Source organism: Aeromicrobium sp. SP1, from assembly GCF_055663785.1.
Map to the genome: position 1 here is coordinate 244,546 of NZ_JBQVVK010000001.1, position 26,056 is coordinate 270,601.

Below are 26,056 nucleotides of genomic sequence, written 5' to 3' on the forward strand. Positions count from 1 at the left end.
GGGTGTGGAGGTCGTGCTGCTCGGCAGCGGCTCGGCCGACGGCTGGCCGTCGGCGTTCTGCCGGTGCGCGTCGTGCATGGCGATGCGACGCGAGGGAGTCCTGCGCACACCGACGAGTGTGCTCGTCGACGGCAGGATCTGGATCGATCCGGGACCCGAGGCGCCACGGCAGGCGCTGCGGACCGGACTCGATCTCGTCGACGTCGAGACGGTGCTGGTCTCCCACGCGCACACCGACCACCTCGACCCGTCGTTCCTGCTGCATCGCGGCTGGGTCAGCGAGAAGCCGCTGACCGTGTACGGGCCCGCGGCGGTGATCGCTCGCTGTCGCGAGTGGCTCGCGCCGGACCAGCGAGCCGTGCGGCTCGTGGAGGTGTCGGCGGGCGACGACCTCATGCTCCCCGACCACGTCGTACGGGTGCTGCCGGCAGCGCACGAGGCGTTAGGCGAGGCGGTGCTCTACCGCGTCGGAATCGGCCAGCGGCAGCTGCTGTACGCGTGCGACACGGGGCCGTGGGCCGACGGACTGCTGGACCTGCTGGCGGGACACCGGCTCGATCTCGTCCTGCTGGAGGAGACGTTCGGCGACCGGTCCGACCTGGCGGTCGGTCAGCATCACGACCTCGCCTCGTTCGAGAAGGCGGTCGTGGACCTGCACGCGGCGGGAGTCGCGGACCGGGACACGCGCGTCGTCGCGGTGCACCTGAGCCACCACAACCCGCCCGACGTCGCGAACCGGATCGCGGCGATGGGTGCCGAGACGGGCCACGACGGCGCGCGGTTCCGGCTCGGTCCGGCCGTCTGAGCCGGACATGACGAAGCCCCCACCAGTGGCGGGGGCTTCGTGGGGAGTTCTCGCGTTGCGAAAGCTCAGATCGCGCGGATCTTGGCGGCCTGCAGGCCCTTCTGACCCTGCGCGACCTCGAACTCGACCTTCTGGTTCTCGTCGAGGCTCTTGTAGCCCGAACCCTGGATCTCGCTGAAGTGCGCGAACAGGTCGGCGCCGCCGTCATCGGGAGCGATGAAGCCGAAGCCCTTTTCCGAGTTGAACCACTTCACAGTTCCGGTAGCCATAATTTCTCCTTGGGAGTAGGTGCGCATTCGCGGGTCGAGTGCGCGGTAGTTCGTCACGCGCCACTTCAAACCAAAGAGAAAACCAGCCCCGAGGGGCCCGACCATCAATCTGCCGTGTCATGCCATGCAACGCGTCCAGTCTACCGGGTCGGACCCCGTTCAGCGCAATCCTCAGTGTCCGGGGCGCAGCCTGACCTTGCGCGTCTGGTGGGTCTCGTCCAGCTCGACGACCGAGTTCCGGCCCTTCACGAAGTCGGAGAACGACTTGAAGCCCAGGTCCTTTTCGCTGAAGCGCGAGTCCATGCGCTTCATCTGGTTCTTGACGGAGGACGCGTGCACCCAGTCGGAGTCGTCCTCCTTCTCCGCGAGCAGGCGCAGGGCGCGCATGAGCAGTCGAGTGGCCTGGCGGGAGGTCAGCTTCGCCTCGTCCTCGGTGACCTTCTCCGTCGTGGACTTGTCCTCGGCGGCCTTGTCGTCGACCTTCGCCTCGTTGGCCTTGTCCTCGGCAGCCGGCTTGCGCGCGGACTTCTTCGCCGTGCTCTTCTTCGCGGGCGGGGCGGTGACCTCCGGCTCGGCGTCCTCGTCGTCGCGGACGAGCCCGGGCAGGTTGTCGTAGCTGACGAGCTCGTCGACGGCCGCGGCGAGCGACCGGCTCACGGAGCCGACCACCCCGACCGCGATGACCGTGCGGTTCATCCGGCGCAACCGCTGGGCCAGCGGGATGTAGTCCGAGTCGCCGGCGGCGAGCACGATCGTCGCGACACCGGGGGAGCGGGCCACGTCCTCGAGGGCATCGAGCGCGAGCCGGATGTCGGCGCCGTTCTTCGAGCCCGACGCGGGGAAGAGCTGGACGAGGTCGACGGCACGGTCGACGAGCTGCCGGCGGTAGCGGCTGTTGACCGGCATCGACCAGTCGGCGTAGGCGCGGGTCAGCGCGAGCCTGCCGAACGAGGACGCGAAGTCGAGGATCGCGTGCACGTCGACCTCCGCGGCGGTCAGTCTCGCCTCGTCGAAGCCGGAGTCCCGGTCGCGCCAGAACGACCCCTTGCCGTGAACCTGGTCGTAGCGGCTGATGACGATGTTGTCGAAGTCGAGGTAGACGGCGACGGCTGCGTCGCTCGGGGAGGTCATAGTGCCAGTGTGTCGCACTCAGGAGACGCTCACGGGACGTGTGGCGGGGAGACGCCGGACCGTTCGCGCCAGCAGGTACCACGTCGCGAGAATGCACGGCGCACTCCACGCGGTGTCGAGGAAGGACAATGCGGAGTTGGTTGCCGCAGCGATGTGCAGGATGGGAATGGCCCAGAGCGCCACGAAGCAGGCGATGGCATTCACTCGCATCACGGGGGAGTCGTGACGGTCGATGAGGACAAGCATGGGGATGACGAGCAGAATCGCGTCGTAGGCGAGGACGTGCTGCGAGACCGCCAGGGTGGCCAAGATCGCGAGCGACCACAGATACACCTCGGGCACTCCAGCGCGAACCCACTGCCGGATTTGGGTGCAGGCGACAACAGCGCCGGTCACGCAGGCCGCCGCACCGAGGATCCCGGCGACCTCGCTCCACCCGGATGGGGCAAGACTCACGAGAAAGGCCGAGATTCCGACCATCTTCCATGCTTGGCCGATCTGGATATCCGACGCGAAGGCGTCGCTCGCCAGCGTTCCGAGCCAGGACTCGAGCGTGCCGGCGCCGAGTGTCGTCACGGTCAGGAGGAATGTCGCCAGCGCGACGGCCGCCCCCGCGAAAAGCGCCTTCCATCGCCGCTGGAAAAGCAGGGGAACGGGTGCGAAGAGGAATAGTTGGGGCTTGATCATGCCCAGCGCGAAGATCGCGCCGGCCGGCGCGTCACGGTGGGCCAGCGCGAATCGGATCCCTGCGGCCCAGATCAGCAGCGTGACTGCGCTCTGCTGGCCCGCGCCGAGCAACTCGAACACCGGGTAGCAGGCGACCACGACGACGGTGGTGTGCCGCGGGTGACTACCGAGGAGTCGCGGCGCGACCGGCTCGAGGAGGCGGACTGCCAGGAGCAGGCAGCCGATCGAGATCCCGGTCCAAAGCAGCACTGCCACGCCGTAGGGCAGCAGTGCGAACGGGACGTAGAGAAGGGCCACCGGCGGAAGGCTGAAGAACCACGACAAGTTGTTCGTGCCTGTCGCCGTGTGTTGGAAGGCTGCCTGCGAATGCGGGTCGTACAACTCGCCTATACGCCCGTCGAGAAGGAAATTGGCAGCCGTCCACGGTGCGAGAAAATCGGGCGCCATCTTGCTGAGTTCCGCGCCGAGGGCCGCAGGAAGAATGACCGCCGCGACTATTCCGAGCGCGGCACCAATGGCGAAAGCCCCGGGGTAGATCACCAACCGCTCGCGCGTGACGAACGCGTCGACTCTCATCACGAGTCGGTGGGCGACGTTCGGCACGGAGGACAGCGTAGGCGAGATCGGACGTGGAGCAAGCGTGATTGCTGTGAAGCGTGGGACCAGTGGGATTGCCTTTGAGGTCTAGGAGTGATCGAGACTTGCTGTACGCCGCCACCCCGCGCTGGCTGAAGTGAGCCTGACGTCGACGCGTCCCGGAAATGAGCGGAACTGTCGCGGGACGTTCATCCCTTGCGTTACTTTCGTCCCATCCGTCACAGCGACGGTGCCACGCGTGAGGGAGTCCCAGATGCTGTTGCTGCGAACGGTGGAGTGGTTGCGGCGCCACGAACGTGGCGCCACTGCGGCGGAGTACGCCCTGCTGGTGAGCGGGATCGCCGTGGTCCTGGTGACGGCGACCTTCGCCCTCGGCGAGCGCCTCGAAGTACGGCTCCAAGAGCTCACGGACTTCGTGGCTGGCCTCTGATCAAATCCGCGTTGACGCCCCGGCCGTGGTCGGAGCGTCGGCGCTCCTGCGCGTCCGCGGCCCGGAACCCGCGCAGGGGTCGGCCGCGGCCGCCCACGCACCAGGCGAAACCTGTGTGACTCAGGTGACCCGTGGTGCTAATGCACGCACATGTGGTGCGAAATGGACTGAACGAATGAGTTTTACTGAGCCCCACTAGTCACATAGGACTATTTTCGCCCCGCTGTTGTTGTTTTCGTCACAAAGCCGGTTTCGGGTCCGAAAGCTGCCACTAGCGTTTCGCTCGGACTTCGCAGTATGCGAGTTCGCCCACATCCAAACGAGGAGAAAACCATGCTGCAGATCTTCACCTTCCTGTCCGCCTTCGCCGCCCAGCGCGAGGAGAAGGGCGCCACCGCGACCGAGTACGCGCTCATCATCGCCGGCATCGCCGTCGCCATCGTCACCGCCATCGGCATCTTCGGCACCGCGCTGTCCGACTTCTGGACGAACCTGTCCACCGACCTCGGCATCTGATCCGAGGGTTCGCAAAGAACCAGGCGGTGTGCCGCGCCGCCGAGCGCGGCGCGGCACACCGCATCCGGGGTTTTCGCCCCGACCGCACGTCAGCTTGAGGGAGGGGATGACATGAAGCTGCAGACGACGTCGACACGACGTTCGCGATCCATGCGCGAGCGTGGTGTCGCTGCCGTCGAGTTCGCTCTCGTCGTCCCCGTGCTGATGGCGATCGTCATCGGGATCGTGGAGTTCGGCATGGCTTGGAACTTCCGGACCCAGCTCAACAACGCGACGTCGATCGCCGCGCGAAGCTACGCCATCGACCGCAACCAGGCGACCGCCAAGGCCACGATCCAGGGCCTGGCGAGCGGCGCGGTCGTGACCTTCTCGATCGTGTGCTCGGACGCCACCTCGGGGCAGGCGGTCACCGTGACCGCTACGACGACTCGATCGACCCTCACCGGGTTCATCAAGCCGAACTTCAGCTACAAGGCGAAGGGGATCGCGCGATGCAACTGAGGAAACGACTCGGCCTGCGGGCCAAGGAGCGGGGCGCCACGATCGTCCTGGTCACCCTGTCGATGGTGGCGCTGCTCGGCATGACCGCCGTCTCCGTCGACTACGCGGTGGCCTCGGAGCAGAAGGGCAGCGCCCAGAACGCGGCCGATGCGGCCGCCCTGGCGGTCGCCGCCGATTGCGCAGTCAACAAGTCCACGTGCACGACCGCTACGGCGACCTGGTACGCCCAGCAGAACGCCGGCGCGTCGGCGACCGTCCAGACGTACAAGAACGGCGTCTCGAAGGCGCCTGCCTACGCCGACGGGAAGACCACCGTCCGGGTCAGCAAGAACGTCCAACACACGTTCGCACGCGTGCTCGGCGACAGCGCCAGCACCGTCAAGGGCGAGGCGACTGCGACCTGGGACACGGTGCCACTTCGCGCCACGAACCTGATCCCGATCGGTCTGTCGTACTGCGATTGGGCGGCGAACCAGCCGGTCTCGGAAGCCACCCCTGGTGCGGAGAAGACGTACCTCTGGTCGAGGTTCGACACGGCCGAAAACAGTTGTGCCGGCACAAGTGTCACGGCGCCGACGGTCTACGGCCAGAAGGGGACGGCAAGCGGGTACACGTCCTTCGGGCGCGCGATGTACTTCACCGGGTCGGTGTTTCCCGGGTTCAACACCAACTGCAACTTCAGTCCTGACCTGTGGGACGTCTATCGCGACATCCTCGACGACTGGGCCCTGCTTTCGTTCGACTCCTGCATGACCAGCAAGTTCTCCGGCGTGACCTCGGGCTCGACCATAATGATGCCGATCTACGCACGCGAGAAGAAGACCATCCTGTGGGGGTCGGTCTCGTACTCCAGCCGGCTCATCATCATTGGGTTCGCGCCCTTCAAGATCACCAATTTCATCACGTATCCGGTGCTCTACTTCGGCTCCCAGCCCAGTTCGGGTTCCCTCGGAACCTCAAGCACATGCGCGTTCGGCATCGCCATCGGGACCCTGACCCTCGGTGGCAGGTGCGCGGGCTTGAAGGGTCGATTCGTGCGGTCGACCGATGCCGCGCTGTTCGCCAACTTCACCGACTTCGGTACGACGTACAGCAACTCCGACTCCGGGATCTCCGGGTCGGCACCCCAACTCGGCGGCTCACGAGTCAAGCTCGTCAAATGATCGCCATCCATCCCAGACCTGAAGGAACCAGTTCATGAACTCTCGCGTCATCGCCGCCATCACCGCCGCCGTTCTCGCGGTGATCGGGATCGGTGCCACGGTGGTGTACGGGGCCACGGCCAAGAACCGGGCGTACGAGGGTGCCGAGCTGGTCAAGGTCTACCGCCTCTCGGCCGACGTGAGCTCGAACGCCGACGCCAAGACGGTGGGCGACAACGCCGAGCTGGTCAGCCTGCCGAACGAGGCCGTGTCCAAGGGCGCGATCACGGACCTGTCGCAGATCGAGGGACTCAAGACCACGGTGCCCCTCGTGGCGGGAGAGCAGCTCATCGAGTCGCGCTTCTCGAAGGAGGGCTCCGCTGCCACGTCGAAGTCGAATGTCCCGGCCGGTCTCCAGGAGGTCTCCGTCACGCTCGATGCCGCTGCGGCCGTCGACGCCAAGATCGACGAGGGCGTCAAGGTGGGCGTGATCGCCACGGTCGAGGACGGCGATGACCGCCGCGGCCGGATGATCGCCCAGGACATCCTGGTGACGAGCGTCCAGCGCAACGAGGACAAGTCGCTCGTCGTCACGCTCGCGGTCAACACCGCACAGGCCACGCAGATCGCCACCTCCGCCCAGTTCGGCCAGGTGCGACTGTCCGTCCAGAACGACAAGACGAACCGTGATGGCGCGTCGGGTGTCGATGCGGGGACACTTGTCAAGTGAGCATCATCGTCGTGATCGCCGAAGTCAGCCCCTTTGCGGGCCGGCTTCGGCGCGTCGCGGATCGGAAGGTGGTCGGGCTCAAGCCGACGTTCACTGAGCACGTGCTGAACTCCATGCTCGGCACGATGAAGCAGATCGACCTCGTCGTGATCGGCGAGGACGTGGACGACGACCATGCGCTCGAACTCGCTGACATCATCCACGACCACCAGCAACACGTCCCGGTCGTTCTGGTCCGCAACGCCCCCGAGCCCCTGTCCTCAGGACAACGTCAGTACGGAATCGTCGAGTCGGTTCCGGCCACGTCGTCCGACCTCGAGATCGAGCGCCTGCTGGCCCGCCACGTCGGCGGGTCGATCGTCGCGCCCGCCGAGGAGACCAGCGCGCCGGCGGTGAGCCACGTTCCGCTGGACCCGACCCAGCACCGGGTCGTCGTCGTGCTGTCCCCGAAGGGTGGCGTCGGCAAGACCACGATCAGCACGAACCTCGCGATCGCGCTGTCGCGCCGCGCGGCGCTCGACACCGTGATCGTCGACTACGACGCGCAGTTCGGCGATGTGGCCAGCGTGCTGAACGTCCACGCGGTCCACACGCTCGAGGACGCGTTCACCCAGGACGGGGTGCAGACGTCGCTCGTCATCAAGGGTCTGCTGAACGCCTTCGACGACAAGCTGCTCGTGCTCTCGGCCTCGGAGTCCCCGGCGGCACTCGAGAAGGTCACGCCGGCCCAGGAGAGCGCCCTGCTGCGCCAGCTCTCCGACGAGTACTCCTACGTCATCGTCGACACCGGCTCCGGCCTGACCGACGAGACGCTCGCGGCACTCGAGGTCGCCACCGACGTGATCATGGTGACGACGATGGACGTCTCCAGCGTGAAGGCGCTGCGTCGTGCCGTCGATCTGCTCGACCGGATCGACCTGCTCCCGCTCAACCGACACCTCGTGGTGAACATGACGGAGTCCGGCACGGGCCTGGAGATCGAGGACATCGCCAAGGCGATGCGGATGCAGGTCGACGTCTCGATCGCCCGGTCGGTCGACATCGCCCTGTCGGTCAACACCGGCAAGCCGCTCGCCCAGGCGAAGCGCTCCGCCGAGTTGTCCGAGGCCGTCGAGAACATGGTCGACAAGTTCAGGGGGGACGAGTCGCGTCGACGCGGCGGTCTCTTCCGGAGGGATGAATGAGCATCACCGATCGCCTTCTCGCGGCCGAGCGCCAGGGCGAGAACGGCGTGCGACCCATGGCGGTGGTGCAGCGGTCCGCCGTCTTGGACGACCTCAAGAAGCGTTCGGTCGAGTCTCTCTTCCGTCGCATCGGGTCGCGCATCAACGATGCCTCACTGACCGACGTCCAGCTGCGGGACTTCGTCCGCTCCGAGCTCGAGGTGGTGCTCCAGGAGGAGCACGTCCAGCTGGGCAGTGCGGAGCGCGCGGCGCTCATGCGCGAGATCGAGGACGACGCGCTCGGGCTCGGTCCGATCCAGCGGCTGCTCGACGACGACGACGTCAGCGAAATCATGGTCAACCACCCGGAGCAGATCTACGTCGAGCGCAAGGGCAAGCTGACCCTCGCGGACGAGAGCTTCAGCTCCGAGGACCAGTTGCGACGCGTGATCGAGCGCATCGTCGGCAAGGTCGGCCGTCGCATCGACGAGTCCTCGCCGCTCGTCGACGCGCGCCTCGCCGACGGCTCCCGTGTCAACGCGGTCATCCCGCCGCTCGCGGTGCGCGGCTCGTCACTGACGATCCGCAAGTTCGCCAAGAAGGCGCTCAGCATCCAGGACCTCATCAACTACGGCTCGCTCAGCCCGGACCTGGCGGAACTGCTGGAACTGTGTGTCCGCGGCCGCCTGAACGTCCTCGTCTCCGGCGGCACGGGCACCGGCAAGACGACCCTGCTGAACGTCCTGTCCTCGTTCATCCCCGAGGACGAGCGCATCGTCACGATCGAGGACGCGATCGAGCTCAAGCTCCAGCAGTCCCATGTCGTCCAGCTCGAGGCGCGACCGGCCAACATCGAGGGCCGCGGCGAGGTGACGATCCGCGACCTCGTCAAGAACTCGCTGCGCATGCGGCCCGACCGCGTGGTCATCGGCGAGTGCCGCTCGGGCGAGGCGCTCGACATGCTGCAGGCGATGAACACCGGTCACGACGGCTCGATCTCGACCCTGCACGCCAACTCGCCGCGGGACTGCGTTTCCCGTCTGGAGACGCTCGTCCTCATGGCCGGCATGGACCTGCCCCTGCGGGCCATCCGTGAGCAGATCGCCTCCGCCGTGGACATGGTCGTCCAGATCACGCGCCTGCGCGACGGCTCGCGTCGGATCACCCACGTGACCGAGCTGCTCGGGCTCGAGAACGACGAGCCCGTCCTCAACGACCTCTACCGCTTCGACTTCGGTGCCGGGTACGACGCCGACGGTCACCCGCTCGGATCGGTCCAGGCGGTCGGCGACGGCGCCCACCTGATTGAACTTCTCGAGGAACGCGGCATCCACGTGCCGCGCCACCTCCTGCCCCACGGAACGGAGTCGAACCAGTGACCGGATATCTCGCCTTTGGCGTGATCGCGATGGCTGCCGCGGTGATCGCCCTGGCCTTTGCGCTCCTGCAGCCCGACATCGCGACCCTGCGCTCGGAGCAGATGAAGGCCGAGATGTCGGTCGAGGGCAAGCGGATCAGGAAGTCCACGCCGATCTACGACCTGATCGACAAGGTGCTGAAGACCTTCGGTCTCAAGCCCTTCTCGGAGGACGAGCTGGCGCTGGCGGGCATCAAGTCCAGCGTGACCTCCGTCGTGGCGACGACGCTGCTCGTGGCCTTCGCCGCCTTCGGTGCGGGCATGCTGCTGACCAGCTCGATCTTCTTCTCGGTCATCCTCATGATCGGCGCGCCGTTCCTGGTGAAGATGTACGTCGGCGTGAAGACCAGCCGCCGACGCGAGAAGTTCAGCCACCAGATGGCCGAGACGATGACGCTGTTCAGCTCGGCGCTCAAGTCCGGCATGAACGTGCCCAACGCGCTCGGCAGTGTGGCGACCGAGCTGGACGCCCCGATGGGCGAGGAGCTGGCGCGCATCGTCAACGAGACGCGCCTCGGCCGCGACCTGGTCCAGGGCATGAAGGACACCGCCGACCGGATGGAGAGCGACGACTTCATGTGGGTCACGGAGGCCGTGGCCATCCAGCGCGAGTCGGGCGGTCGACTCAGCGAGATCCTCGACCGGGTCACCGAGACCATCTCGCAGCGGAACGAACTGCGTCAGAAGGTCGACTCGCTGGCGGCGGAGGGCAAGGCCTCCGCGGTCATCCTGATGGCCCTTCCGGTGTGCGTCGGGCTGCTCTTCGTGCTGGTGAACCGCGACTACATGATGCCGCTGTTCACCACCGGCCCCGGCAAGATCCTGTTGGTCGTGAGCCTGGTCTTCTACATCCTCGGCGGCCTGTGGCTGCGCTCGATCACGAAGGTGAAACTGTAATGCTGCTCATCGGAATCGTCGCGATCTTCGCCGCGCTGTTCTTCCTGTTCAGGGCGCTTGGCGTCTTCGGCAAGCAGGAGTCCGCCGCTGCCGCCCGCCTGCGGGCACTGACCGAGACCGAGGTCGTGGTCGGTGGCTCGGCGAAGGACCTGCACGCCGACACCGGGCGGGGTGGCATCGGGTTCAGGCTGACCCCGAAGTCCTTCGTCGAGCGCGCGGAGCGCAACTTCATGCTCGCCGGACGGCCGGAGGGCATGAGCGTCGCGAAGATCCTGTCCATGAAGGTCTTCCTCGGGGCCGGCGGCGTGGCCCTGGGGCTCATGGTCTTCAGCAGCAAGGGCGGCATGCTCGGCGTCATGATGCTCGTCCTCGCCCCGGCGCTCGGCTACTTCGGCCCCGACATCGTCCTGCGCGGTCGCGCGGTGCGCCGTCAGGAGGAGATCCAGTACGAGCTGCCCGACATGCTCGACCAGATCACGATCTCGATCGAGTCCGGCACGAGCTTCGAGAACGCACTGGCCCGTTCCGGCCAGACCGGTACGGGTCCTCTGGCCGACGAGATCGTCCGTACGGTCCAGGACATCGCGCTCGGGCTGCCGCGGCGTGACGCCTACGAGGGTCTCGTCGCGCGCACCGACGTCGACGACCTGCGTAAGTTCGTCCGGTCGATCCTGCAGGGCGAGGAGTTCGGCGTCCCGGTTTCCGACATCGTGCGCGACCAGGCCAACGAGATGCGAGTGTCGCGTCGTCTGCGCGCCGAGGGCGTCGCGAACCAGATTCCGGTCAAGATGCTGCTCCCGCTGATGGGCACGATCCTGCCGGTCCTCTTCATCATCGTCATCGGCCCCGCGATCATCACGGCGATCGGCGAGTTCAAGTCAATGTGAGTCGGCGCGACCAGCTGCGGTCGCCTCGGGAAACGCACGGAATCAGAGGGAGATTCTAGGAGATGCATCACTACCTCAAGCCGGTGCTGGCCACCGTCGTCGTGACCGGGCTGTTGGCTGCGTCCGGAGCGGCGGCCTCGGCCGACACCTCCGAAGTCGACGTCTCGGGCAACCTCGTCACGGCGCTCGACCTGCCCGCCGGGGTCTCCGTCGCCAAGTCGGGCACCTCTGCCCAGATGGTCGGCGTGACGTCGCGACGGTTCAACGACTTCCCGCGTCGGGGCGGCGCCTCGTACGTCGTCATGTCGACGGGCCGGGCAGACGACCTGTACAACCGCGATCTCGCGGGCCTGCAGCCCAGTACCAACTTCGGCGGCACCACCGACAAGGCCACGCTGACGTTCACGGTGGCGCCGGGAACCTCCCAGAAGTGCCTGCTGGTCGACATCGCGATGGCGACGGAGGAGCGCGTCCACACCTACACGACGGACACCGCCTCCGATTCGGCCTCCCTGACGCTCAATGGTGTCGAGGGCGACTTCGCGCTGCAGGGTGGCGACCAACTGATCTCGCAGGCCACCAGCCCCCAGGTCCGCGTTCGCTACGCCGTGAACGCCCTCCAGTACTGGCACGGCATCGACCAGGAGTTCGAGCGCCAGCCGGACGACGTCGCGGCGCCGCTGCTGGCCGCGGTGACACCCTTCGACAGCTTCACGTCGGCCGAGACCATCGAGGTCCCGCTCGATGCCAATGACGACGGCCTCACGGACGTGGCGACGCTGTCGATCCAGGACGCGAACAACAACTCGCTCGATTCGGCGCTCCTGGTCGACCGGGTCAGGCTCGCGCCGTCGTGCTCGTACGCGGCCTCGGCCGACACGGGTCTGCACTCGACCCGGAACTTCGAGATCGTGGGCCATCGCGGCGTAAACAACGTGCTCTCGATCGACCTGATCCCCGAGACGGACGAGATCGAGCGCTACGACGCGGCGGACAACAGCTGGTTCCCCAACGGCGAAGTGGACCTGCGCTTCCGTTGGTACCGCTCGAAGTCCGCCAACACGTGCACGTCGGGGGACATGTCGGACTGGGTCGCCCTGCCCGACGCCGACCGTCAGACCTACGCGCCGACGATTCTCGATCGGGGCAAGTGCATCCTGGCCCTGGTCACGGGATCGAAGGACGGCTACCGGACCGAGACGTTCCCCAGCCCCGGTTCGGCGGCTTGGAAGTCGACACTGCCGATCCAGTACGGCGTGTTCACCAGTGAGGACGCCCCGACCATCTCGAAGGCGGGCGACCTGAGCGTCGTCAAGGTCAACGACGTGCTGACGGCCACGAACGGCACGTTCACGCCGCGGCCGGACAGCTATGAGTACCAGTGGTACGCCGACGGCCTGCCGATCTCCGGTGAGACGGGCCAGACGTTCAAGGTGACGCCGGTCCAGGCAGGCAAGAAGATCAAAGTCCGGGTCACCGCCGCCCGGCTCAACTTCGATCCCCTTCCCGTCGCGAGCGCCGAGACCAATCCCGTCGACCTGCTCGAGATGACGGGCACGCCGACGCCGACGGTGACCGGGACCGGTCGCGCGAACGACGACCTCACGGCGACCCCCGGGACGTGGCAGCCCGATCCCATCACCCTCACGTACCAGTGGTACGCCGACGGCGCCGCGATCACGGGTGCGACCAAGGCGATCTACAAGCCGACGTCCGCCCAGGTCGGCAAACAGGTCATGGTCGCCGTGACCGGCAAGCGGGCCTCGTACCTCTCGGTCACGAAGCAGAGCCAGCCGATCACGATCACGCTTCAGGGCTTCGAGGCGACGACGCCGATCATCGCCGGGACCGGCTATGCCGGCGACTCGCTCTCGGTCGACAGCGGAACGTGGAGCCCGACGCCGACGACCCGCTCCTACCAGTGGTTCGACGACAACGGCCTGATCTCGGGGGCGACGCGGTCGACCTACATCCCGACCGATGCCCAGGCCGGTCAGAAGGTCTACGTCGAGGTGACCGCCAAGAAGGACGGCTACCAGGACACCACGAGGCAGAGCACGATGATCACGGTCCAGTTGCACCAGTTCGCGGCGACCAAGCCGACGATCACTGGCGACGGGTACGTGGGTGCGACGCTGGCCATCGACCGGGGCACGTGGACTCCGACGCCCACGTTCACGTACCAGTGGTACGCGAACGGACTGGCGATCCTCGGTGCCACGCGATCGAGCTTCGTGCCGTCGGAGTCAGAGCGCGGCAAGAACATCACCGTCCAAGTCACCGGCTTGAAGACGAACTATGAGTCCGTGACGATGGAGAGCGATTCGATCGGCATCTCGATCCGGACCTTCATCGCCGGCACGCCGAAGATCACCGGCACCCAGAAGGTCGGCTCCCGCCTGAGCGCGTCCAACGGGTCGTGGTTGCCCAACCCGACCTTCTCCTACGAGTGGAAGCTCGGGTCGAAGATCCTCAGTCGCAGCAACTACCTCGTGGTGCCGGGCGAGGCTGCCGGCAAGCAGATCGTGCTCGAGGTGACGGCGACGAAGACGTACTACCTGAAGCAGACCGTCTCGACGACGAGCGACAGGATCGCCTACGGCACGATCTCGCTGTCGACGCCCAGGATCAGCGGGACGCCGAAGGCCGGCAAGACCCTGCGGGTCACGAGCACGTGGAACCCGACGCCGACGACCGTCCGCTATCAGTGGTACCTCGGGACCAAGGCGATCCGGGGTGCGACGAAGTCGAGTTACAAGGTGCCCAAGAAGTACCGGAACAAGTCGATCCGGGTCCGGGTGACGGGTTCGAAGGCCGGTTACACGACGGTGTCGAAGTACTCTTCCTCCCGGCGGATCGCCAAGTAGGACTAGGCACGGACACGACTAATGCCCGGCTGGATCACCAGCCGGGCCTTAGTCGTGGGGGCTAGGCCCAGAGTCGGGTACCGAACTCGAACCAGATGACGGCGCACACGGCGATGATCCACAGCGCGCTGATCAGGAGGGTCCAGTCCTTGAGGAACTTGATGTTGGTCACGCGTGCGGTGACGACGACGAACAGCGGGATCACCATCGCCCAGACCACCATGCACCACGGGCACAGGTAGCCGATGTCGAAGATGGCCTGGTACTGCAGCCAGGTCACGAAGGAGATGCCGAAGATCGTGCCGGCCCACAGGCACAGCCACATCCAGCGCGGCAGGCGGATCCCGGTGGCCAGGACGACGCCGAGGGTCACGATGACGCTGAAGGCGACGATGCCGATGAAGGTGTTGGGGAAGCCGAACGCCTCGGACTGGTTCGAGGTCACGACGTTGCTGCAGCTGACCCACGCCGACAGGTCGCAGTTGAGCTCCTTGCTCTCGCCGGCGACCTGGGCCTTGAGCAGCGTGATCTTGTCCGCCGTGAGCACGAGCGACGAGATGAGCGAGATGACCCCGGTGACGATCAGGAAGATGCCGAGGCCGCGATCGGAGTCGGGTTCCTCGGGGCTGGGCACGGGGGGCGTGTCGGATTCAACGGCGGTCATGCCCGAATCCTAGAGGGGAGGGGTTCACGGCTCGACGCGTGTGAGGGCCACGAACGTCTGTGGCGAAATGGGTGACGCGGACCACATCGCACTGTTAATGTGACACCACCAATGTCACATAGGAGTTGTGGAATGAGCGATCACGTCGACGTCCTCATCGTCGGTGCCGGCCTCTCGGGCATCGGCGCGGCGTTCCGCCTGCAGGAGCGCGCGCCCCAGAAGACCTACGCCATCCTCGAGGGCCGAGAGCGGATCGGCGGCACGTGGGACCTCTTCCGGTACCCCGGCGTCCGGTCGGACTCCGACATGTACACGCTCTCGTTCCCGTTCGAGCCGTGGACTCACCACAAGGCCATCGCCGACGGCGCCGACATCCGCGACTACGTCGAGAACACGGCCAGGAAGCACGGGATCGCCGACCGGATCCGCTTCGGCCGCCGCGTCACGACCGCCGAGTGGTCCAGCGACGACGCCACGTGGACCGTCAGCAGCACGCTCGCCGACGGCTCGACCGAGACCGTCACCGCGAACTTCCTCTACCTGTGCAGCGGCTACTACAGCTACGACGAGGGCTACACGCCCGACTTCCCGGGGCTCGACAGCTACGAGGGCCAGCTCGTGCACCCGCAGTTCTGGCCCGAGGACCTCGACCACACCGGCAAGAAGGTCGTCGTGATCGGGTCGGGCGCCACGGCGATCACCCTGCTGCCGTCGATGGCCAAGGACGCCGAGAAGGTCACGATGCTGCAGCGCACGCCGACCTACATCCTCAGCCAGCCGGGCACCGACCCGCTCGCGAACGCCGCCCGCAAGGTGCTGCCGAACCGGCTCGTCCACAAGACCGCCCGCATGCGGTACGCCGTCATGACGGTCGGCTTCTACCAGTTCTGCCGCGCGTTCCCGACGCTCTCGCGCAGCATCCTGCTGACCCTCACGGGCAAGTCGATGCCGAAGGTCGACCGCAAGAGCCTCAAGCCGCCGTACAAGCCGTGGGACCAGCGCCTGTGCGTCGTCCCCGGCGGCGACCTCTACAAGTCCGTGCGCGCGGGCAGGTCGGCGATCGTCACCGACCGCATCGCCGAGTTCACGCCCAAGGGCATCGCCCTGCAGTCCGGCGAGCACCTCGACGCCGACATCGTCGTCACCGCCACGGGCCTCAAGCTCGTCGCCCTCGGCGACATCGACGTCAGCATCGACGGCGTCAAGGTCGACCCGCACGAGCTCTACACGTACAAGGGTCAGATGTTCAGCGGCGTGCCGAACCTCGCCTGGTGCGTCGGCTACACGAACGCCTCGTGGACGCTGCGTGCCGACCTGACGTGGAAGTACGTCGCCGACTACCTCAACCACCTCGACGCGTCCGGCTACGCCTACGGCATGCCCAACCCGAACGCGGACTTCGGGCACGACGCCCGTCTGCTGGACCTCAGCTCGGGCTACATCGCCCGCGCCGACGAGATCCTGCCCCGCTCGGGTGCCCGCACGCCGTGGAAGGTGCGCCAGAACTGGTTCCTCGACTCGTGGGACGCCAAGCACACGGATGTCGACGAGGACATGGTCTGGACCGCCAAGGCCGACCTGCCCGTCGCCGGGAAGACCACCGTCGCCTGACGGCACCCCTTCGGTGGTGACCCCCATCCCGGTGGCCCGCGTCGACGACTGAAACCTGAGGCAGTCGACGGCCGGGCCGCCGAGGTGGGGGTTCGGCGTTCCGGACGGGCGGTCCGCCATCATGGGTCGATGGACGTCATCGTCATCGGCGGAGGGATCTCCGGGATCTCGCTCGCGTACGAGCTGGCGGCCGACCGCGACGTCCTGCTGCTCGAGGCCGAGTCGTCGCTCGCGACGCACACGACCGGGCGCTCGGCGGCGACCTGGATCGGCAGCTACGGCCCGCCCGTCGTGCGACGGTTCACCCACGACAGCCTGCCGTTCCTGCTCGACCCGCCGTTCGAGACCGACGGGCCGGTCGCCTCGGCGATGACGTGCCTGTGGCTCGGCGTCAACGGTCGCGACGAGGACGTGCGACGGCTCGCCGCCGAGACGGGCGCCCACCTCATCAACGGTGAGGAGGCCGAGCGGCTCTGCCCCGTCCTGCGTCCCGGTGAGGTGTCCGTCGGCGCGCTCGACTCCACGGCCCGCGACCTCGACGTGATGGGCCTGCACCACGCGTACGCCCGGGCCTTCCGGTCGCGCGGCGGCACCGTGACGACCTCGGCGCGGGTGGCCGGGGCGCGACGCGAGGCGGGGGAGTGGGTCGTCACGACGACCTCCGGTGACGACTTCCGTGCGCCGGTCGTGGCGAATGCCTCGGGTGCCTGGGGCGACGTCGTTGGCGCGGCATTCGGGGCCGAGCGGCTCCGCCTCGAGCCGCGGCGCCGCACGATGTTCCAGTCGCCGACCGCCGTCGAGCTCGACGGCGTGCCCTTCACCGCGGGGATCGACGACGGCTTCTACTTCAAGGTCGAGGGCCGCTCGGTACTGTGCTCGCCGCAGGACGCGACCCTGCACGAGCCCGGCGACCCCAAGCCCGACCAGCTCGAGATCGCCCGGGCCATCGAGGCCGTCAACGCCGTCACGACCCTCGGCCTGCGCAGCGTCAGCACCGCGTGGGCCGGCCTGCGCACCTTCGCCCCCGACGGCAACCCCGTCACCCGCTGGGACGAACGGACCGACGGCTTCTTCTGGTACGTCGGCCAGGCCGGCTACGGGATCCAGATGGCGCCCGCCCTGTCGGCTCATGCCGCCGCGCTGATCCGGGGTTGAGTCAGACGAGTCCGCCACGCTCGGCGAGGTGACGGCTGCGCCACACGGCCGGATCGTGCGTCGCCTCGTGGTCGAGCGTCCACCCCAGCAGGACCTCGGTGACGTTCGCCGCGTCGGGGAGCCGCTGCGTGACTCGCTGCTGGACCGCCGCCGCCGCGAGGACCGGGTCGAAGGTCAGGCGGATGTCGACGACCCGGCCCATCCGCGCGATCGCCTGCCGCACCGCGTCGTTCACCGGCGCGCTCAGCAGCACCCACTCGTCGATCGGGAGGCCGGCGAGCGAGGCCTTCGCCACGACGTCCGCGCCGTAGCTGTGCGAGAAGACCGTGGCGAGCCCGCCGGGCGCGAGTTCGCCGGCCCAGTCGACGAGGTCGCCGGCGGCGAGGGTGCGGTGCGCGTCCCGGAGGTACCCGTCCCAGCCGAAGCGGGCACCGTGCCGTGAGAGGTTCGGGCGGACCTCCTCGAGCACGTAGTCGTGGAACGTTCCCGCGCCCGGGCGCCACCACCGCGCCTGCCACGAGTTCGTGCCGTGGACCAGCAAGGAGGTGTCGGCCTTCTTGGCGGGAGCCGCCGGCTCGATGGCGGCCGGTGCGGTCGTGGCCTCCGGCAGGACGAGCGCGTCGACGAACGAGCGGGTGACCCGGTCGGGCGAGCTCGAGGCCAGCGCCAGCCGTCGCTCGACCAGCCGCACCGTCGCCTCGGGAACGTCCGGCCCGGCGAGGGCGGCCGTGGCCCGCGCACGCCACTGCTCGCCGTCCCACGCGATCGGCCTCTCGGGTTCGGACCATCGGGTGGGGACGCCGCCGGGCCACGCGCCCGCGGCGGCCAGGTCCCGGGCGATGACGACCGCGGCCATCGCCGACTCGCGCTCCAGGGTGCTCTGGAGGGCGGCCAGCAGGAATGCGTACACGGGCGCCGCGCCGTGGGTCCGGTTCAGCTCTGCCCACGGTTCGGCCCGGTCGCCCGGGGCGGTCCGGACGGTCCGCTGCGCGGCGAGGCCGAGCTCGACGGTGGGAGGGTTCTCGCGGACGAGTGGGGTGGCGACGTGCGCACGGGCGAAGCCGAGCTCCGTGAGCGGACCCGCCAGCGCGTCGATTCCCTCGAGGTCCTGCGCGAGCAGGTAGGACAGCGCTGCCAGCCGGCACACGTTGGTCGACTCGAACTCAGGATGCTCGATCGCCGTCGTGGGGTCGGCGGTGGGCGCGAACCACGTCTGGTCGGGGCCGTCGCCGCCGGGTCCCTCGGTCATGGCATCGATCGTCGCGGAGCCGGTCGCCGACGGCAACCGCCTCGGTGGGCAGACTGTACGGATGAGCCGCGTCTCCACCCGCCTGCCCGAGAAGATGTCGTCCGATCGCGCCGCGCTCGATGCGCTGCTGGACTCCACGGTCCTGGCCCACGTCGCGTTCGTCGACTCCGACGGTGCCCCCGGCGTGCTGCCGACCGCGGCGGTGCGGTGGGGCGACCGGCTGCTGGTGCACGGCTCGACCGGCTCGCGGTGGATGCGGCTGGTCGGCGGGGCGCCCGTGACCGTGTCGATCGCGGCGGTCGACGGTGTCGTCGTCGCCCGGTCGGCCTTCGAGTCGTCCGTGCTCTACCGCTCGGCCGTCCTGCGCGGGCAGTTCTCGCGGCTCTCGTCGCAGGAGCTGTCGGCCGCGCTCGACGTCGTCACCGAGCGCCTCATCCCCGGACGCGTCGGCGAGCTGCGCGCCTCCACCTCACGCGAGCTCGCCGCCACGATGGTCCTCGCCCTGCCGATCGACGACTGGTCGCTGCGGATCTCCGATGGCTGGCCCGACGATCCTGCCTCCGACGTCGAGGGCCCGGCCTGGGCCGGCCGGATCCGCTTCGGTGCGCGACCACTGACGCCCGAACACGCTCCGGACCTCGCGGAGGGCATCGCGGTCCCGGCCTCGGTGACCCAATTCACCTGGGCCCACTGAGGAGTAGTCCGACTGAAGCGGCCGACTGAAGTCGGGATGTGTAGCGGTATCCACCGCGTGGAGGCGCCAGCCGCCCGATCTCGGTGGACACCGCTACACATCGCGCGGCGGGGGACCGGCCGAGGGTTGTCCACAGGGGTTCCAGCGACCCTTTCGGTCGTCGGCCGGTGCCATCACGGTGCTCGGTATGCGTCCGATTCCCGAGGAGTTCCGCGACCGTCCGTTCTCCGTCGCCGAGGCGCGGGCCGCCGGTCTTTCCTCGCGAGCGCTCGAGAACCAGCGCTTCCAGCGGATCCATCGCGGTGTCTACGCGCTCGCCGCGCTGGTGCTGACGACCCGAATGAGGTTCGCTGCCGCGCTGCTCGCCGGGCCCGCCGATGCCGTGATCAGCCATCGGAGCGCGCAGCAGCTCTACGGCCCCGAACTGCGCGGCGACGACGGTCGGATCCACCTGTCGACCCGGCGCAACGCGGTCTGCCGGGACGCGGCGATCGTGGTGCACCGGCGCCGCCACCCGATCGCGACGCGGAACCTCGGCGGGCTCGCGGTGACGGCGCCGGCGCGCACGTTCGTCGACTGCGCGCTCGAGCTGACGTTCGTCCAGTTGGTCGTGTTCGGGGACTGGCTGATCCAGCACGCGTGGGTCACCTTCGACGAGCTGCTCGAGTACTGCCACGGCCGGCACCTCGACGGCGTGGTCGCGGCGCGACGGGCGATGCAGTTCCTCGTCGCGGATGCGCGGTCGCCGATGGAGACCCTCGTCCGGCTGATGATCGTCCGCGCGGGGCTTCCGCATCCGGCCTGCAACGCGAGGGTGCTCGACGACACGGGTCGCAAGATCGCCACCGTGGACCTGCTGTTCACCCGGTTCAAGGTGGCCGTCGAGTACGACGGGAGGTGGCACGAGGCGTCCGCCGACGAGCGGCGCTGGCTGCGCGATCGGCGCGAGCGGCTCGAGAAGCACGGCTGGACGGTGATCGTCATCCACGACACCGACCTGCCGACGCCGGCACTGATCGTGACTCGCGTCCACGAGGCCCTCGTCCGCGGCGGCTACGCCGGCCCGAGGCCGTTCTTCAGCGTGGACTGGCACGAGATGTTCCGGCAGCGGATCTGAGGCCCTCCCGGGCCCGAGATGTGTAGCGGTATCCACCCGAATCGGGCCAGATCGGGCTCCAGAAGGTGGATACCGCTACACATCGCGCCCGCCGGAGGCGGGCTGGGAGGTGGGTTGGCAGCGGGGGCACCAGAAGACGCGGCGGAGTTCGGTCGGTCGGCGGCCCAGATCGTCCCGCTTGACCTGGGTGCCGCAGCGGCGGCACGTCTTCTGGCCGAAGACCCAGTGCCGGTCGGCGGGACCGAGGTGGCCGGTGAACGAGCGTTCGACCCGGTCGCGGTTGGCGTGGATGAGCTTGACGCCCCGGTCGACGACCCGGCCGAGGTCGACGTCCGACACGGGAGTGTGGGGGTCGACCGCCGTCAGGAACAGCACCTCGTTGACGTACTCGTTGCCGAAGCCGGCCAGGTTGCGCTGGTCGTGCAGGGCCACGAACACGGGCAGGTCCGGGTGGCGGGCGAGGCGGGCCAGAGCGGCGTCCCGGTCGAAGGCCGGATCCAGCACGTCGGGACCGAGGTGGCCCACCGCCGAGTCCTCGTCGGACCGGGACAGCACCTCGACGATGCCCAGGCTGAAGCCGACGGCGACCCACTCATCGGTGCGCAGGATCGCCCGGATCGTGTGCTCGGGTCGCCGCAGCCGGCGCGTCGTCGGTCGGTAGAGGTGCCACGACCCCTCCATCTTGAGGTGCGAGTGCACCGTGTGGTCGTCCGTGCGCAGCAGCAGGTGCTTGCCGCGGCTGACCACCTCGCGCACGACCTCGCCGGACAGGTCGACCGTGGCGTATCGGGGGACCCGGAACTCGGTCGAGGTCAGCACCCGACCGGCCAGCGCCTCGTCGAGGTGATGGGCGGTGCGCCACGCGGTGTCGCCCTCAGGCATCGAGACGCAGGCCCTTCAGGTGCGCCTCGAATCCCGCGGACGAGAGCGCGACGCCCAGCGGCGTGCTCGCGACGGGGACGCCGTCGGCGGTCTGGACCGTGAGCCGCCCCAGTCGGCTGCGGCGGACCGTCGCCACGAGCGACTCGGCAGCGGCGGCGAGGGCCGGGGGATCGTCGGTGAACGTCAGCGCCGACTTGCCGCCGCGCTCGAGGTAGAGGGCGGGCCGGCCGTCGTGGATCACCACGAGGGAGCCGGCCTTGCGGGCGGGGCGGTGTCCGGCGTCCTCACCACGGTCGGGCCACGGCAGCGCGGCGCCGAAGGGATTGGCCGGGTCGGTGGCCGCCAGCGTGATCGCGGGGTCGGACGCCGGCTCGTCCGCGTCGCGCACGTGCGATCGCAGCCGGTCGACGACCCCGGGTGCGGCGAACTGGGCGGCTCCCAGCGAGTCGACGAAGTAGCCGCGCAGGGCCGTGCCGTGCTGCTCCATCTCGCGCAGGACCCGGTACGCCGCGGCGAAGCCGCCCGGGGTCTGCTCGGCCTGGACCGAGCCGCGCGTGACGACGCCGTACCGCCCGAGGAGCGTCTCGGCGCGCGCGACGTGCTCGGCGGTGGTCTCGCCGCCGGGTGGCACGGCGAACCAGCGACCCGAGGCGACCGGTGGCACGACGGCGCGCGGTGCGCGCATGCGGCCGCCGACCATCCGCGCCCGCGGCGGCTGACGACGCGTGCGGTGCGCGCCGCCGCCGGCCACGAGGCTGCGCACGGGAGCGAATGTGTCGTTGCTGACCTGGCCGTTCCAGACCAGTTCCCACAGGGTCTCCACGAGTCCCTCGCGGTCGGGCTCGTCGAGGCGCGCGGCGATCTCGGAGAACAGCCAGGCGCCGGAGTCGCCGAGCGTGTCGAGGATCCTCCCGGCGGTCGAGTCGGGGTCGACCACCGCGGCCGGCTGGGGTGCCGGTGCGACATCGCCCGGCATCAGCCGGATCCATCCGTCGCGTCCGGGCAGGCTTCCGCTGCCCACCCACGTGATTTCGCCCGCGGCGGTCAGCTCGTCGAGCATCGCGGGGGAGTAGTCGCCGACCCGCGCCGGCAGGACGAGGCTCTCCCACGCACTCGCCGGCAGCGCCGCGCCGGCCAACTGCTCGACGACCGTGAGCACGCCGTCGGCGCCGCGCAGCCCCGCTCCCACGTGCTGCCACCCGGGCAGGAAGCGCGCGAACGCGGCCGGGTCGACCGGCTCGACCTGCTTGCGTGCCGCCGCGAGCGACCGGCTGCGCAGTCGCCGTAGCACCTCCGTGTCGACCCATTCGCTGCCGTGCGAGGCGACGGGCAGGAACTCGCCGCGCGTGACCCGGCCGGCCTCGGCCAGGCGCTCCAGCGCATCGCGCACGACGGCCGGGCCGAGCGCCAGCCGCTCGGCGACGGACTCGCTGGTGAACGGACCGTGGGTGCGCGCGAACCGGGCCACGAGATCGCCGAGCGGATCGGCGCCGACGCTCAGGTGCGCCTCGGCGATGCCGAGCGGCAGCGCCGTGCCGAGTGCCTCGCGCAGCCGGCCCGCGTCCTCGACCGCCGCCCAGCGCGGCCGGCCGCCGACCTGGACCTCGATCACGCGCCGGGCGTCGCGCAGCTCGCGCAGCCAGCCGCCGGTCTCCAGCCGCGACTCCGCGCGCACCCGGTCGGCCACCTCGTCCGACGACAGTGGCCCGAGCAGCCGCACGAGGTCGGCGACGCCCTCGATGTCCTTGGCCTGGCGTTCGGGGACGAGCCGCTGCAGCTCGGCCTCGGTCTGGGCGACCACCTCCGGGTCGAGCAGCTCGCGCAGGTCGGCGCGGCCCAGCAGCTGGCCGAGCAGCTCGGGGTCGAGGGTCAGCGCCGCGGCCCGGCGCTCGGCGAGCGGGAGGTCGCCGTCGTAGAGGAACGCCCCGACGTACCCGAACAGCAGTCGCTGCGAGAACGGCGACGCCGACTCGGTCCCCACCTCGACGAGCGAGACCTCACGTGACCGCAGCCGCCGGGCCAGCAGGGACAGCGCGGGCAGGTCGTAGACGTCCTGCAGCACCTCGCGCGCGGTCTCCAGCAGGATCGGGAACTCCGGATACTTGCGCGCGACGTCGAGCAGCATCGCGGCGCGCCGGCGCTGCTGCCACAACGGGGCGCGGGCACCCGGATTGCGGCGCGGCAGCAGCAGCGCGCGCGCCGCGCACTCGCGGAACCGGGCGGCGAACAGGGCCGACGAGCCGACCAGGTCGGTGACCTGCGGCTCGAGATCGTCCGGGTCGAGGTCGAACAGGTCGGCCCCCGGCGGCTCGCCCGTGACGTCCGGCACCCGGGCGACGATGCCGTCGTCGGAGGCGACCACCGCGCCGTCGACGCCGAAACGCTGCTCGATCCGACGCCCCACGACGAGCGCCCACGGAGCGTGGACGGCACGGCCGTAGGGCGAGAGCAGCACGAGCCGCCAGTCGCCGACCTCGTCGCGGAACCGCTCGACGACGAGCGTGGCATCGGTGGGCAGGTGCCGGGTGGCCTCGCGCTGCTCGGCGACGAGGGCCGTCAGGTTTCCTGCCGCGTTGGCGTCGAGGCCGACCTGCTCGACCCGCGCCCGCTGCTTCGCCGGCGAGAGCGCACCGAGCTCGCGCAGGAAGGCGCCCATCGCCTCTCCCAGTTCATAGGGCCGCCCCACCGCGTCGCCGCGCCAGAACGGCAGCCGCGCCGGGAGGCCGAACGCGGGTGTGACGATCACCCGGTCGGCCGTGATCTCCTGGATGCGCCAGCTGGTCGCCCCGAGCGCGATGACGTCGTTGATCCGCGACTCGTAGACCATCTCCTCGTCGAGCTCGCCCACGCGCCGTCCCGCGGTGCCCTCCTCGCCCGCGATGACGACGGTGAACATGCCGCGGTCGGGGATCGTGCCGCCGCTCGTGACGGCGAGCCGCTGGGCGCCGGGTCGGCCGGTGAGCGTGCCGGCCTGCCGGTCCCACACCGCCCGGGGTCGCAACTCGGCGAACTCGTCGGACGGATAGCGCCCGGCCACAAGGTCGAGCGTGGCCTCGAACGCCGCGTGCGGCAACGTGGCGAACGGGGCCGAACGGCGGACCGTCTCGAACCACTGCTCGACGTCGATCGAGTCGAGGGCGCACGCCGCGATCGTCTGCTGGGCCAGGATGTCGAGCGGGTTCGCGGGCACGGCGAGCCGTTCGATCCGGCCGTGCAGCATCCGCTCGACGGTGACCGTCGTGGAGAGCAGGTCGTGGCGACCCGTGGGAAACACGAGCCCGCGCGAGACCTCGCCGACCTGGTGCCCCGCGCGCCCGACGCGCTGCAGGCCCGACGCGACCGAGGGCGGCGCCGACACCTGGATCACGAGGTCGACCGCACCCATGTCGATGCCCAGCTCGAGGCTCGACGTGGCCACGACGCACCGCAACCGGCCCGACTTGAGGTCGTCCTCGATCAGCGCCCGCTGCTCCTTGCTGACCGAGCCGTGGTGGGCCCGCGCCAGGACGGGCTCGGCGCCGGTCGAGACCCCCGACAGCCCGCCCAGGTGCGCCGGCTGCCGGTTCGCGGGCTCGGGCCGGTAGCCGGTCTCGCGCTCGACCCAGACCTCGTTGAGCCGCTGGGTCAGCCGCTCTGCCACGCCACGGCTGTTCGCGAACACGATCGTCGTCCGGGCCAGACCGATGGCGTCGACGATGGCCTCCTCGACATGTGGCCAGATCGTCCCGCCGGCCTCGCCCGCGTCGACCGAGCGCGCGGCCGATCCCTCGCGCGGTCCGTCGTCCTGGCCGTGTCGCGGCGGCATGTCGGTGAGGTCCTCGACGGGCACCCGCACGTGCAGCTCGAGCCGCGACGGCGACTCCGGCGCCACCACCTCGACGGGGGCGCGTCCGCCCAGGAACCGGGCGACCTCGTCATGCGGGCTGACCGTGGCCGACAGGCCGATGCGCTGGGCGGGGGAGTCGAGCAGGTCGTCGAGCCGCTCCAGCGAGACCGCGAGATGCGCGCCGCGCTTCGTGCCGGCCACGGCATGCACCTCGTCGACGATCACGGTGTGCACGCCGCGCAGGGTCTCGCGAGCCGCCGACGTGAGCATGAGGAACAGCGACTCCGGCGTCGTGATGAGCACGTCCGGCGGATGTGACAGCAGCCGACGTCGCTCGGCCGGCGGGGTGTCACCCGTGCGGACGCCCACCGAGACCGCCGCCACCTGCCGACCCAGCCGCGCCGCGACGCCGGAGATCCCGACGAGCGGCGACCGCAGGTTGCGCTCGACGTCGACCGCGAGCGCCTTCAGCGGCGAGACGTAGAGCACCGAGGTGCGCTCGGAGTCCTCCGACCGGTGCAGCAGACCGTCGATCGCGGCCAGGAACGCCGCCAGCGTCTTGCCCGAGCCCGTCGGTGCCACGACGAGCGTGTGCCGGCCTCGCCCGATCGCGTCCCACGCGCCGACCTGGGCCGGAGTGGGTGCGTCGAAGGACTCGTCGAACCACGTCTGCGTGGCCTCGCCGAATCCCATGCGCCCATCGTCGCACCGACCACCGACAGTGACCTGTTCGCCGCCCACGGCCCGGCCACGGCACGGGCACCGCCGTCCGAACGGTGGGCCTGCGCGGGACGCGACCACCCCTCGGGCATGCTGGGG

22 protein-coding genes are annotated in these 26,056 nt (G+C 69.3%); 15 read left to right on the forward strand and 7 right to left on the reverse strand.

From position 1 onward, the window contains the following. Positions 1-4 precede the first annotated feature (4 nt). Entirely contained in the window at positions 5-805 is an 801-nt protein-coding gene (locus ACT26F_RS01175) for an MBL fold metallo-hydrolase (RefSeq protein WP_471668641.1), read from the forward strand. A gap of 65 nt (positions 806-870) precedes the next feature. Here the strand turns inward: ACT26F_RS01175 and ACT26F_RS01180 are convergent, their stop codons facing one another. From ACT26F_RS01180 to ACT26F_RS01190, 3 genes are all read right to left on the reverse strand, one after another. Further along, the gene (locus tag ACT26F_RS01180) at positions 871-1,074 is read right to left on the reverse strand and encodes a cold-shock protein (RefSeq protein WP_471668642.1); all 204 of its coding nucleotides are present in this window, start codon (positions 1,072-1,074) and stop codon (positions 871-873) included. Between the two features lie 171 nt (positions 1,075-1,245). Next, entirely contained in the window at positions 1,246-2,205 is a 960-nt protein-coding gene (locus ACT26F_RS01185; protein ID WP_471668643.1) for an NYN domain-containing protein, read from the reverse strand. Between the two features lie 18 nt (positions 2,206-2,223). After that, positions 2,224-3,495, reverse strand: a complete 1,272-nt coding sequence (locus ACT26F_RS01190) for a glycosyltransferase family 87 protein (protein WP_471668644.1) — start codon at positions 3,493-3,495, stop codon at positions 2,224-2,226. 232 nt (positions 3,496-3,727) lie between these two features. Between ACT26F_RS01190 and ACT26F_RS01195 the strand changes: the two genes are divergently transcribed. From ACT26F_RS01195 to ACT26F_RS01240, 10 genes are all read left to right on the forward strand, one after another. Continuing rightward, entirely contained in the window at positions 3,728-3,919 is a 192-nt protein-coding gene (locus ACT26F_RS01195) for a Flp family type IVb pilin (RefSeq protein WP_471668645.1), read from the forward strand. A gap of 333 nt (positions 3,920-4,252) precedes the next feature. Next, on the forward strand, positions 4,253-4,435 hold the full coding sequence (locus ACT26F_RS01200) for a Flp family type IVb pilin (protein WP_471668646.1): 183 nt from the start codon (positions 4,253-4,255) through the stop codon (positions 4,433-4,435). Between the two features lie 111 nt (positions 4,436-4,546). Then, the gene (locus ACT26F_RS01205; protein ID WP_471668647.1) at positions 4,547-4,936 is read left to right on the forward strand and encodes a TadE/TadG family type IV pilus assembly protein; all 390 of its coding nucleotides are present in this window, start codon (positions 4,547-4,549) and stop codon (positions 4,934-4,936) included. After that, complete coding sequence (locus ACT26F_RS01210) at positions 4,927-6,099, forward strand: pilus assembly protein TadG-related protein (RefSeq protein WP_471668648.1); 1,173 nt, start codon at positions 4,927-4,929, stop codon at positions 6,097-6,099. The genes ACT26F_RS01205 and ACT26F_RS01210 overlap by 10 nt, the downstream gene beginning before the upstream one ends. Positions 6,100-6,133: 34 nt before the next feature. After that, positions 6,134-6,808 (forward strand): Flp pilus assembly protein CpaB, encoded by a 675-nt coding sequence (cpaB, locus tag ACT26F_RS01215; protein ID WP_471668649.1) that lies wholly within the window; start codon positions 6,134-6,136, stop codon positions 6,806-6,808. Continuing rightward, positions 6,805-7,992 (forward strand): AAA family ATPase, encoded by a 1,188-nt coding sequence (locus tag ACT26F_RS01220; protein ID WP_471668650.1) that lies wholly within the window; start codon positions 6,805-6,807, stop codon positions 7,990-7,992. Before cpaB ends, ACT26F_RS01220 begins: the two co-directional genes overlap by 4 nt. Next, positions 7,989-9,350, forward strand: coding sequence for a CpaF family protein (locus ACT26F_RS01225; RefSeq protein WP_471668651.1), 1,362 nt, complete (start codon positions 7,989-7,991; stop codon positions 9,348-9,350). Before ACT26F_RS01220 ends, ACT26F_RS01225 begins: the two co-directional genes overlap by 4 nt. Then, on the forward strand, positions 9,347-10,285 hold the full coding sequence (locus ACT26F_RS01230; RefSeq protein WP_471668652.1) for a type II secretion system F family protein: 939 nt from the start codon (positions 9,347-9,349) through the stop codon (positions 10,283-10,285). Before ACT26F_RS01225 ends, ACT26F_RS01230 begins: the two co-directional genes overlap by 4 nt. After that, positions 10,285-11,172, forward strand: a complete 888-nt coding sequence (locus ACT26F_RS01235) for a type II secretion system F family protein (RefSeq protein ID WP_471668653.1) — start codon at positions 10,285-10,287, stop codon at positions 11,170-11,172. The genes ACT26F_RS01230 and ACT26F_RS01235 overlap by 1 nt, the downstream gene beginning before the upstream one ends. Positions 11,173-11,234: 62 nt before the next feature. Beyond that, the gene (locus tag ACT26F_RS01240) at positions 11,235-14,039 is read left to right on the forward strand and encodes a hypothetical protein (protein WP_471668654.1); all 2,805 of its coding nucleotides are present in this window, start codon (positions 11,235-11,237) and stop codon (positions 14,037-14,039) included. 61 nt (positions 14,040-14,100) lie between these two features. On the opposite strand, the gene ACT26F_RS01245 is transcribed toward ACT26F_RS01240, so the two are convergent. After that, on the reverse strand, positions 14,101-14,703 hold the full coding sequence (locus ACT26F_RS01245) for a vitamin K epoxide reductase family protein (protein ID WP_471668655.1): 603 nt from the start codon (positions 14,701-14,703) through the stop codon (positions 14,101-14,103). A 132-nt stretch (positions 14,704-14,835) separates the two neighbouring features. Between ACT26F_RS01245 and ACT26F_RS01250 the strand changes: the two genes are divergently transcribed. Next, a complete protein-coding gene (locus tag ACT26F_RS01250) occupies positions 14,836-16,314 on the forward strand; it encodes a flavin-containing monooxygenase (RefSeq protein WP_471668656.1) in 1,479 nt (492 codons plus the stop codon). A 129-nt stretch (positions 16,315-16,443) separates the two neighbouring features. Then, complete coding sequence (locus ACT26F_RS01255; RefSeq protein WP_471668657.1) at positions 16,444-17,469, forward strand: NAD(P)/FAD-dependent oxidoreductase; 1,026 nt, start codon at positions 16,444-16,446, stop codon at positions 17,467-17,469. A 1-nt stretch (position 17,470) separates the two neighbouring features. Here ACT26F_RS01255 and ACT26F_RS01260 read toward each other — a convergent pair whose 3' ends face one another. After that, positions 17,471-18,718: a hypothetical protein gene (locus ACT26F_RS01260; protein WP_471668658.1), complete on the reverse strand. Its 1,248-nt coding sequence runs from the start codon at positions 18,716-18,718 to the stop codon at positions 17,471-17,473. Positions 18,719-18,779: 61 nt separating this feature from the next. On the opposite strand from ACT26F_RS01260, the gene ACT26F_RS01265 reads away from it, so the two are divergent. Next, entirely contained in the window at positions 18,780-19,412 is a 633-nt protein-coding gene (locus tag ACT26F_RS01265; protein WP_471668659.1) for a pyridoxamine 5'-phosphate oxidase family protein, read from the forward strand. A gap of 187 nt (positions 19,413-19,599) precedes the next feature. After that, positions 19,600-20,529: a hypothetical protein gene (locus tag ACT26F_RS01270; RefSeq protein WP_471668660.1), complete on the forward strand. Its 930-nt coding sequence runs from the start codon at positions 19,600-19,602 to the stop codon at positions 20,527-20,529. A gap of 75 nt (positions 20,530-20,604) precedes the next feature. On the opposite strand, the gene ACT26F_RS01275 is transcribed toward ACT26F_RS01270, so the two are convergent. Next, a complete protein-coding gene (locus ACT26F_RS01275; protein WP_471668661.1) occupies positions 20,605-21,411 on the reverse strand; it encodes a DNA-formamidopyrimidine glycosylase family protein in 807 nt (268 codons plus the stop codon). After that, positions 21,404-25,930, reverse strand: a complete 4,527-nt coding sequence (locus ACT26F_RS01280) for an ATP-dependent helicase (RefSeq protein WP_471668662.1) — start codon at positions 25,928-25,930, stop codon at positions 21,404-21,406. The genes ACT26F_RS01275 and ACT26F_RS01280 overlap by 8 nt, the downstream gene beginning before the upstream one ends. Positions 25,931-26,056: the final 126 nt, after the last annotated feature.

Excerpts from the sequence above, each read along its gene's own strand:
- ACT26F_RS01250 (WP_471668656.1), top strand. The coding sequence starts at position 14,836 with ATGAGCGATCACGTCGACGTCCTCATCGTCGGTGCCGGCCTCTCGGGC.
- ACT26F_RS01280 (WP_471668662.1), bottom strand. The coding sequence starts at position 25,930 with ATGGGATTCGGCGAGGCCACGCAGACGTGGTTCGACGAGTCCTTCGAC.
- ACT26F_RS01200 (WP_471668646.1), top strand. The coding sequence starts at position 4,253 with ATGCTGCAGATCTTCACCTTCCTGTCCGCCTTCGCCGCCCAGCGCGAG.
- ACT26F_RS01260 (WP_471668658.1), bottom strand. The coding sequence starts at position 18,718 with ATGACCGAGGGACCCGGCGGCGACGGCCCCGACCAGACGTGGTTCGCG.
- ACT26F_RS01255 (WP_471668657.1), top strand. The coding sequence starts at position 16,444 with ATGGACGTCATCGTCATCGGCGGAGGGATCTCCGGGATCTCGCTCGCG.
- ACT26F_RS01185 (WP_471668643.1), bottom strand. The coding sequence starts at position 2,205 with ATGACCTCCCCGAGCGACGCAGCCGTCGCCGTCTACCTCGACTTCGAC.
- ACT26F_RS01210 (WP_471668648.1), top strand. The coding sequence starts at position 4,927 with ATGCAACTGAGGAAACGACTCGGCCTGCGGGCCAAGGAGCGGGGCGCC.
- ACT26F_RS01245 (WP_471668655.1), bottom strand. The coding sequence starts at position 14,703 with ATGACCGCCGTTGAATCCGACACGCCCCCCGTGCCCAGCCCCGAGGAA.
- ACT26F_RS01240 (WP_471668654.1), top strand. The coding sequence starts at position 11,235 with ATGCATCACTACCTCAAGCCGGTGCTGGCCACCGTCGTCGTGACCGGG.
- ACT26F_RS01225 (WP_471668651.1), top strand. The coding sequence starts at position 7,989 with ATGAGCATCACCGATCGCCTTCTCGCGGCCGAGCGCCAGGGCGAGAAC.
- ACT26F_RS01270 (WP_471668660.1), top strand. The coding sequence starts at position 19,600 with ATGCGTCCGATTCCCGAGGAGTTCCGCGACCGTCCGTTCTCCGTCGCC.
- cpaB (WP_471668649.1), top strand. The coding sequence starts at position 6,134 with ATGAACTCTCGCGTCATCGCCGCCATCACCGCCGCCGTTCTCGCGGTG.
- ACT26F_RS01180 (WP_471668642.1), bottom strand. The coding sequence starts at position 1,074 with ATGGCTACCGGAACTGTGAAGTGGTTCAACTCGGAAAAGGGCTTCGGC.
- ACT26F_RS01205 (WP_471668647.1), top strand. The coding sequence starts at position 4,547 with ATGAAGCTGCAGACGACGTCGACACGACGTTCGCGATCCATGCGCGAG.
- ACT26F_RS01265 (WP_471668659.1), top strand. The coding sequence starts at position 18,780 with ATGAGCCGCGTCTCCACCCGCCTGCCCGAGAAGATGTCGTCCGATCGC.
- ACT26F_RS01235 (WP_471668653.1), top strand. The coding sequence starts at position 10,285 with ATGCTGCTCATCGGAATCGTCGCGATCTTCGCCGCGCTGTTCTTCCTG.
- ACT26F_RS01275 (WP_471668661.1), bottom strand. The coding sequence starts at position 21,411 with ATGCCTGAGGGCGACACCGCGTGGCGCACCGCCCATCACCTCGACGAG.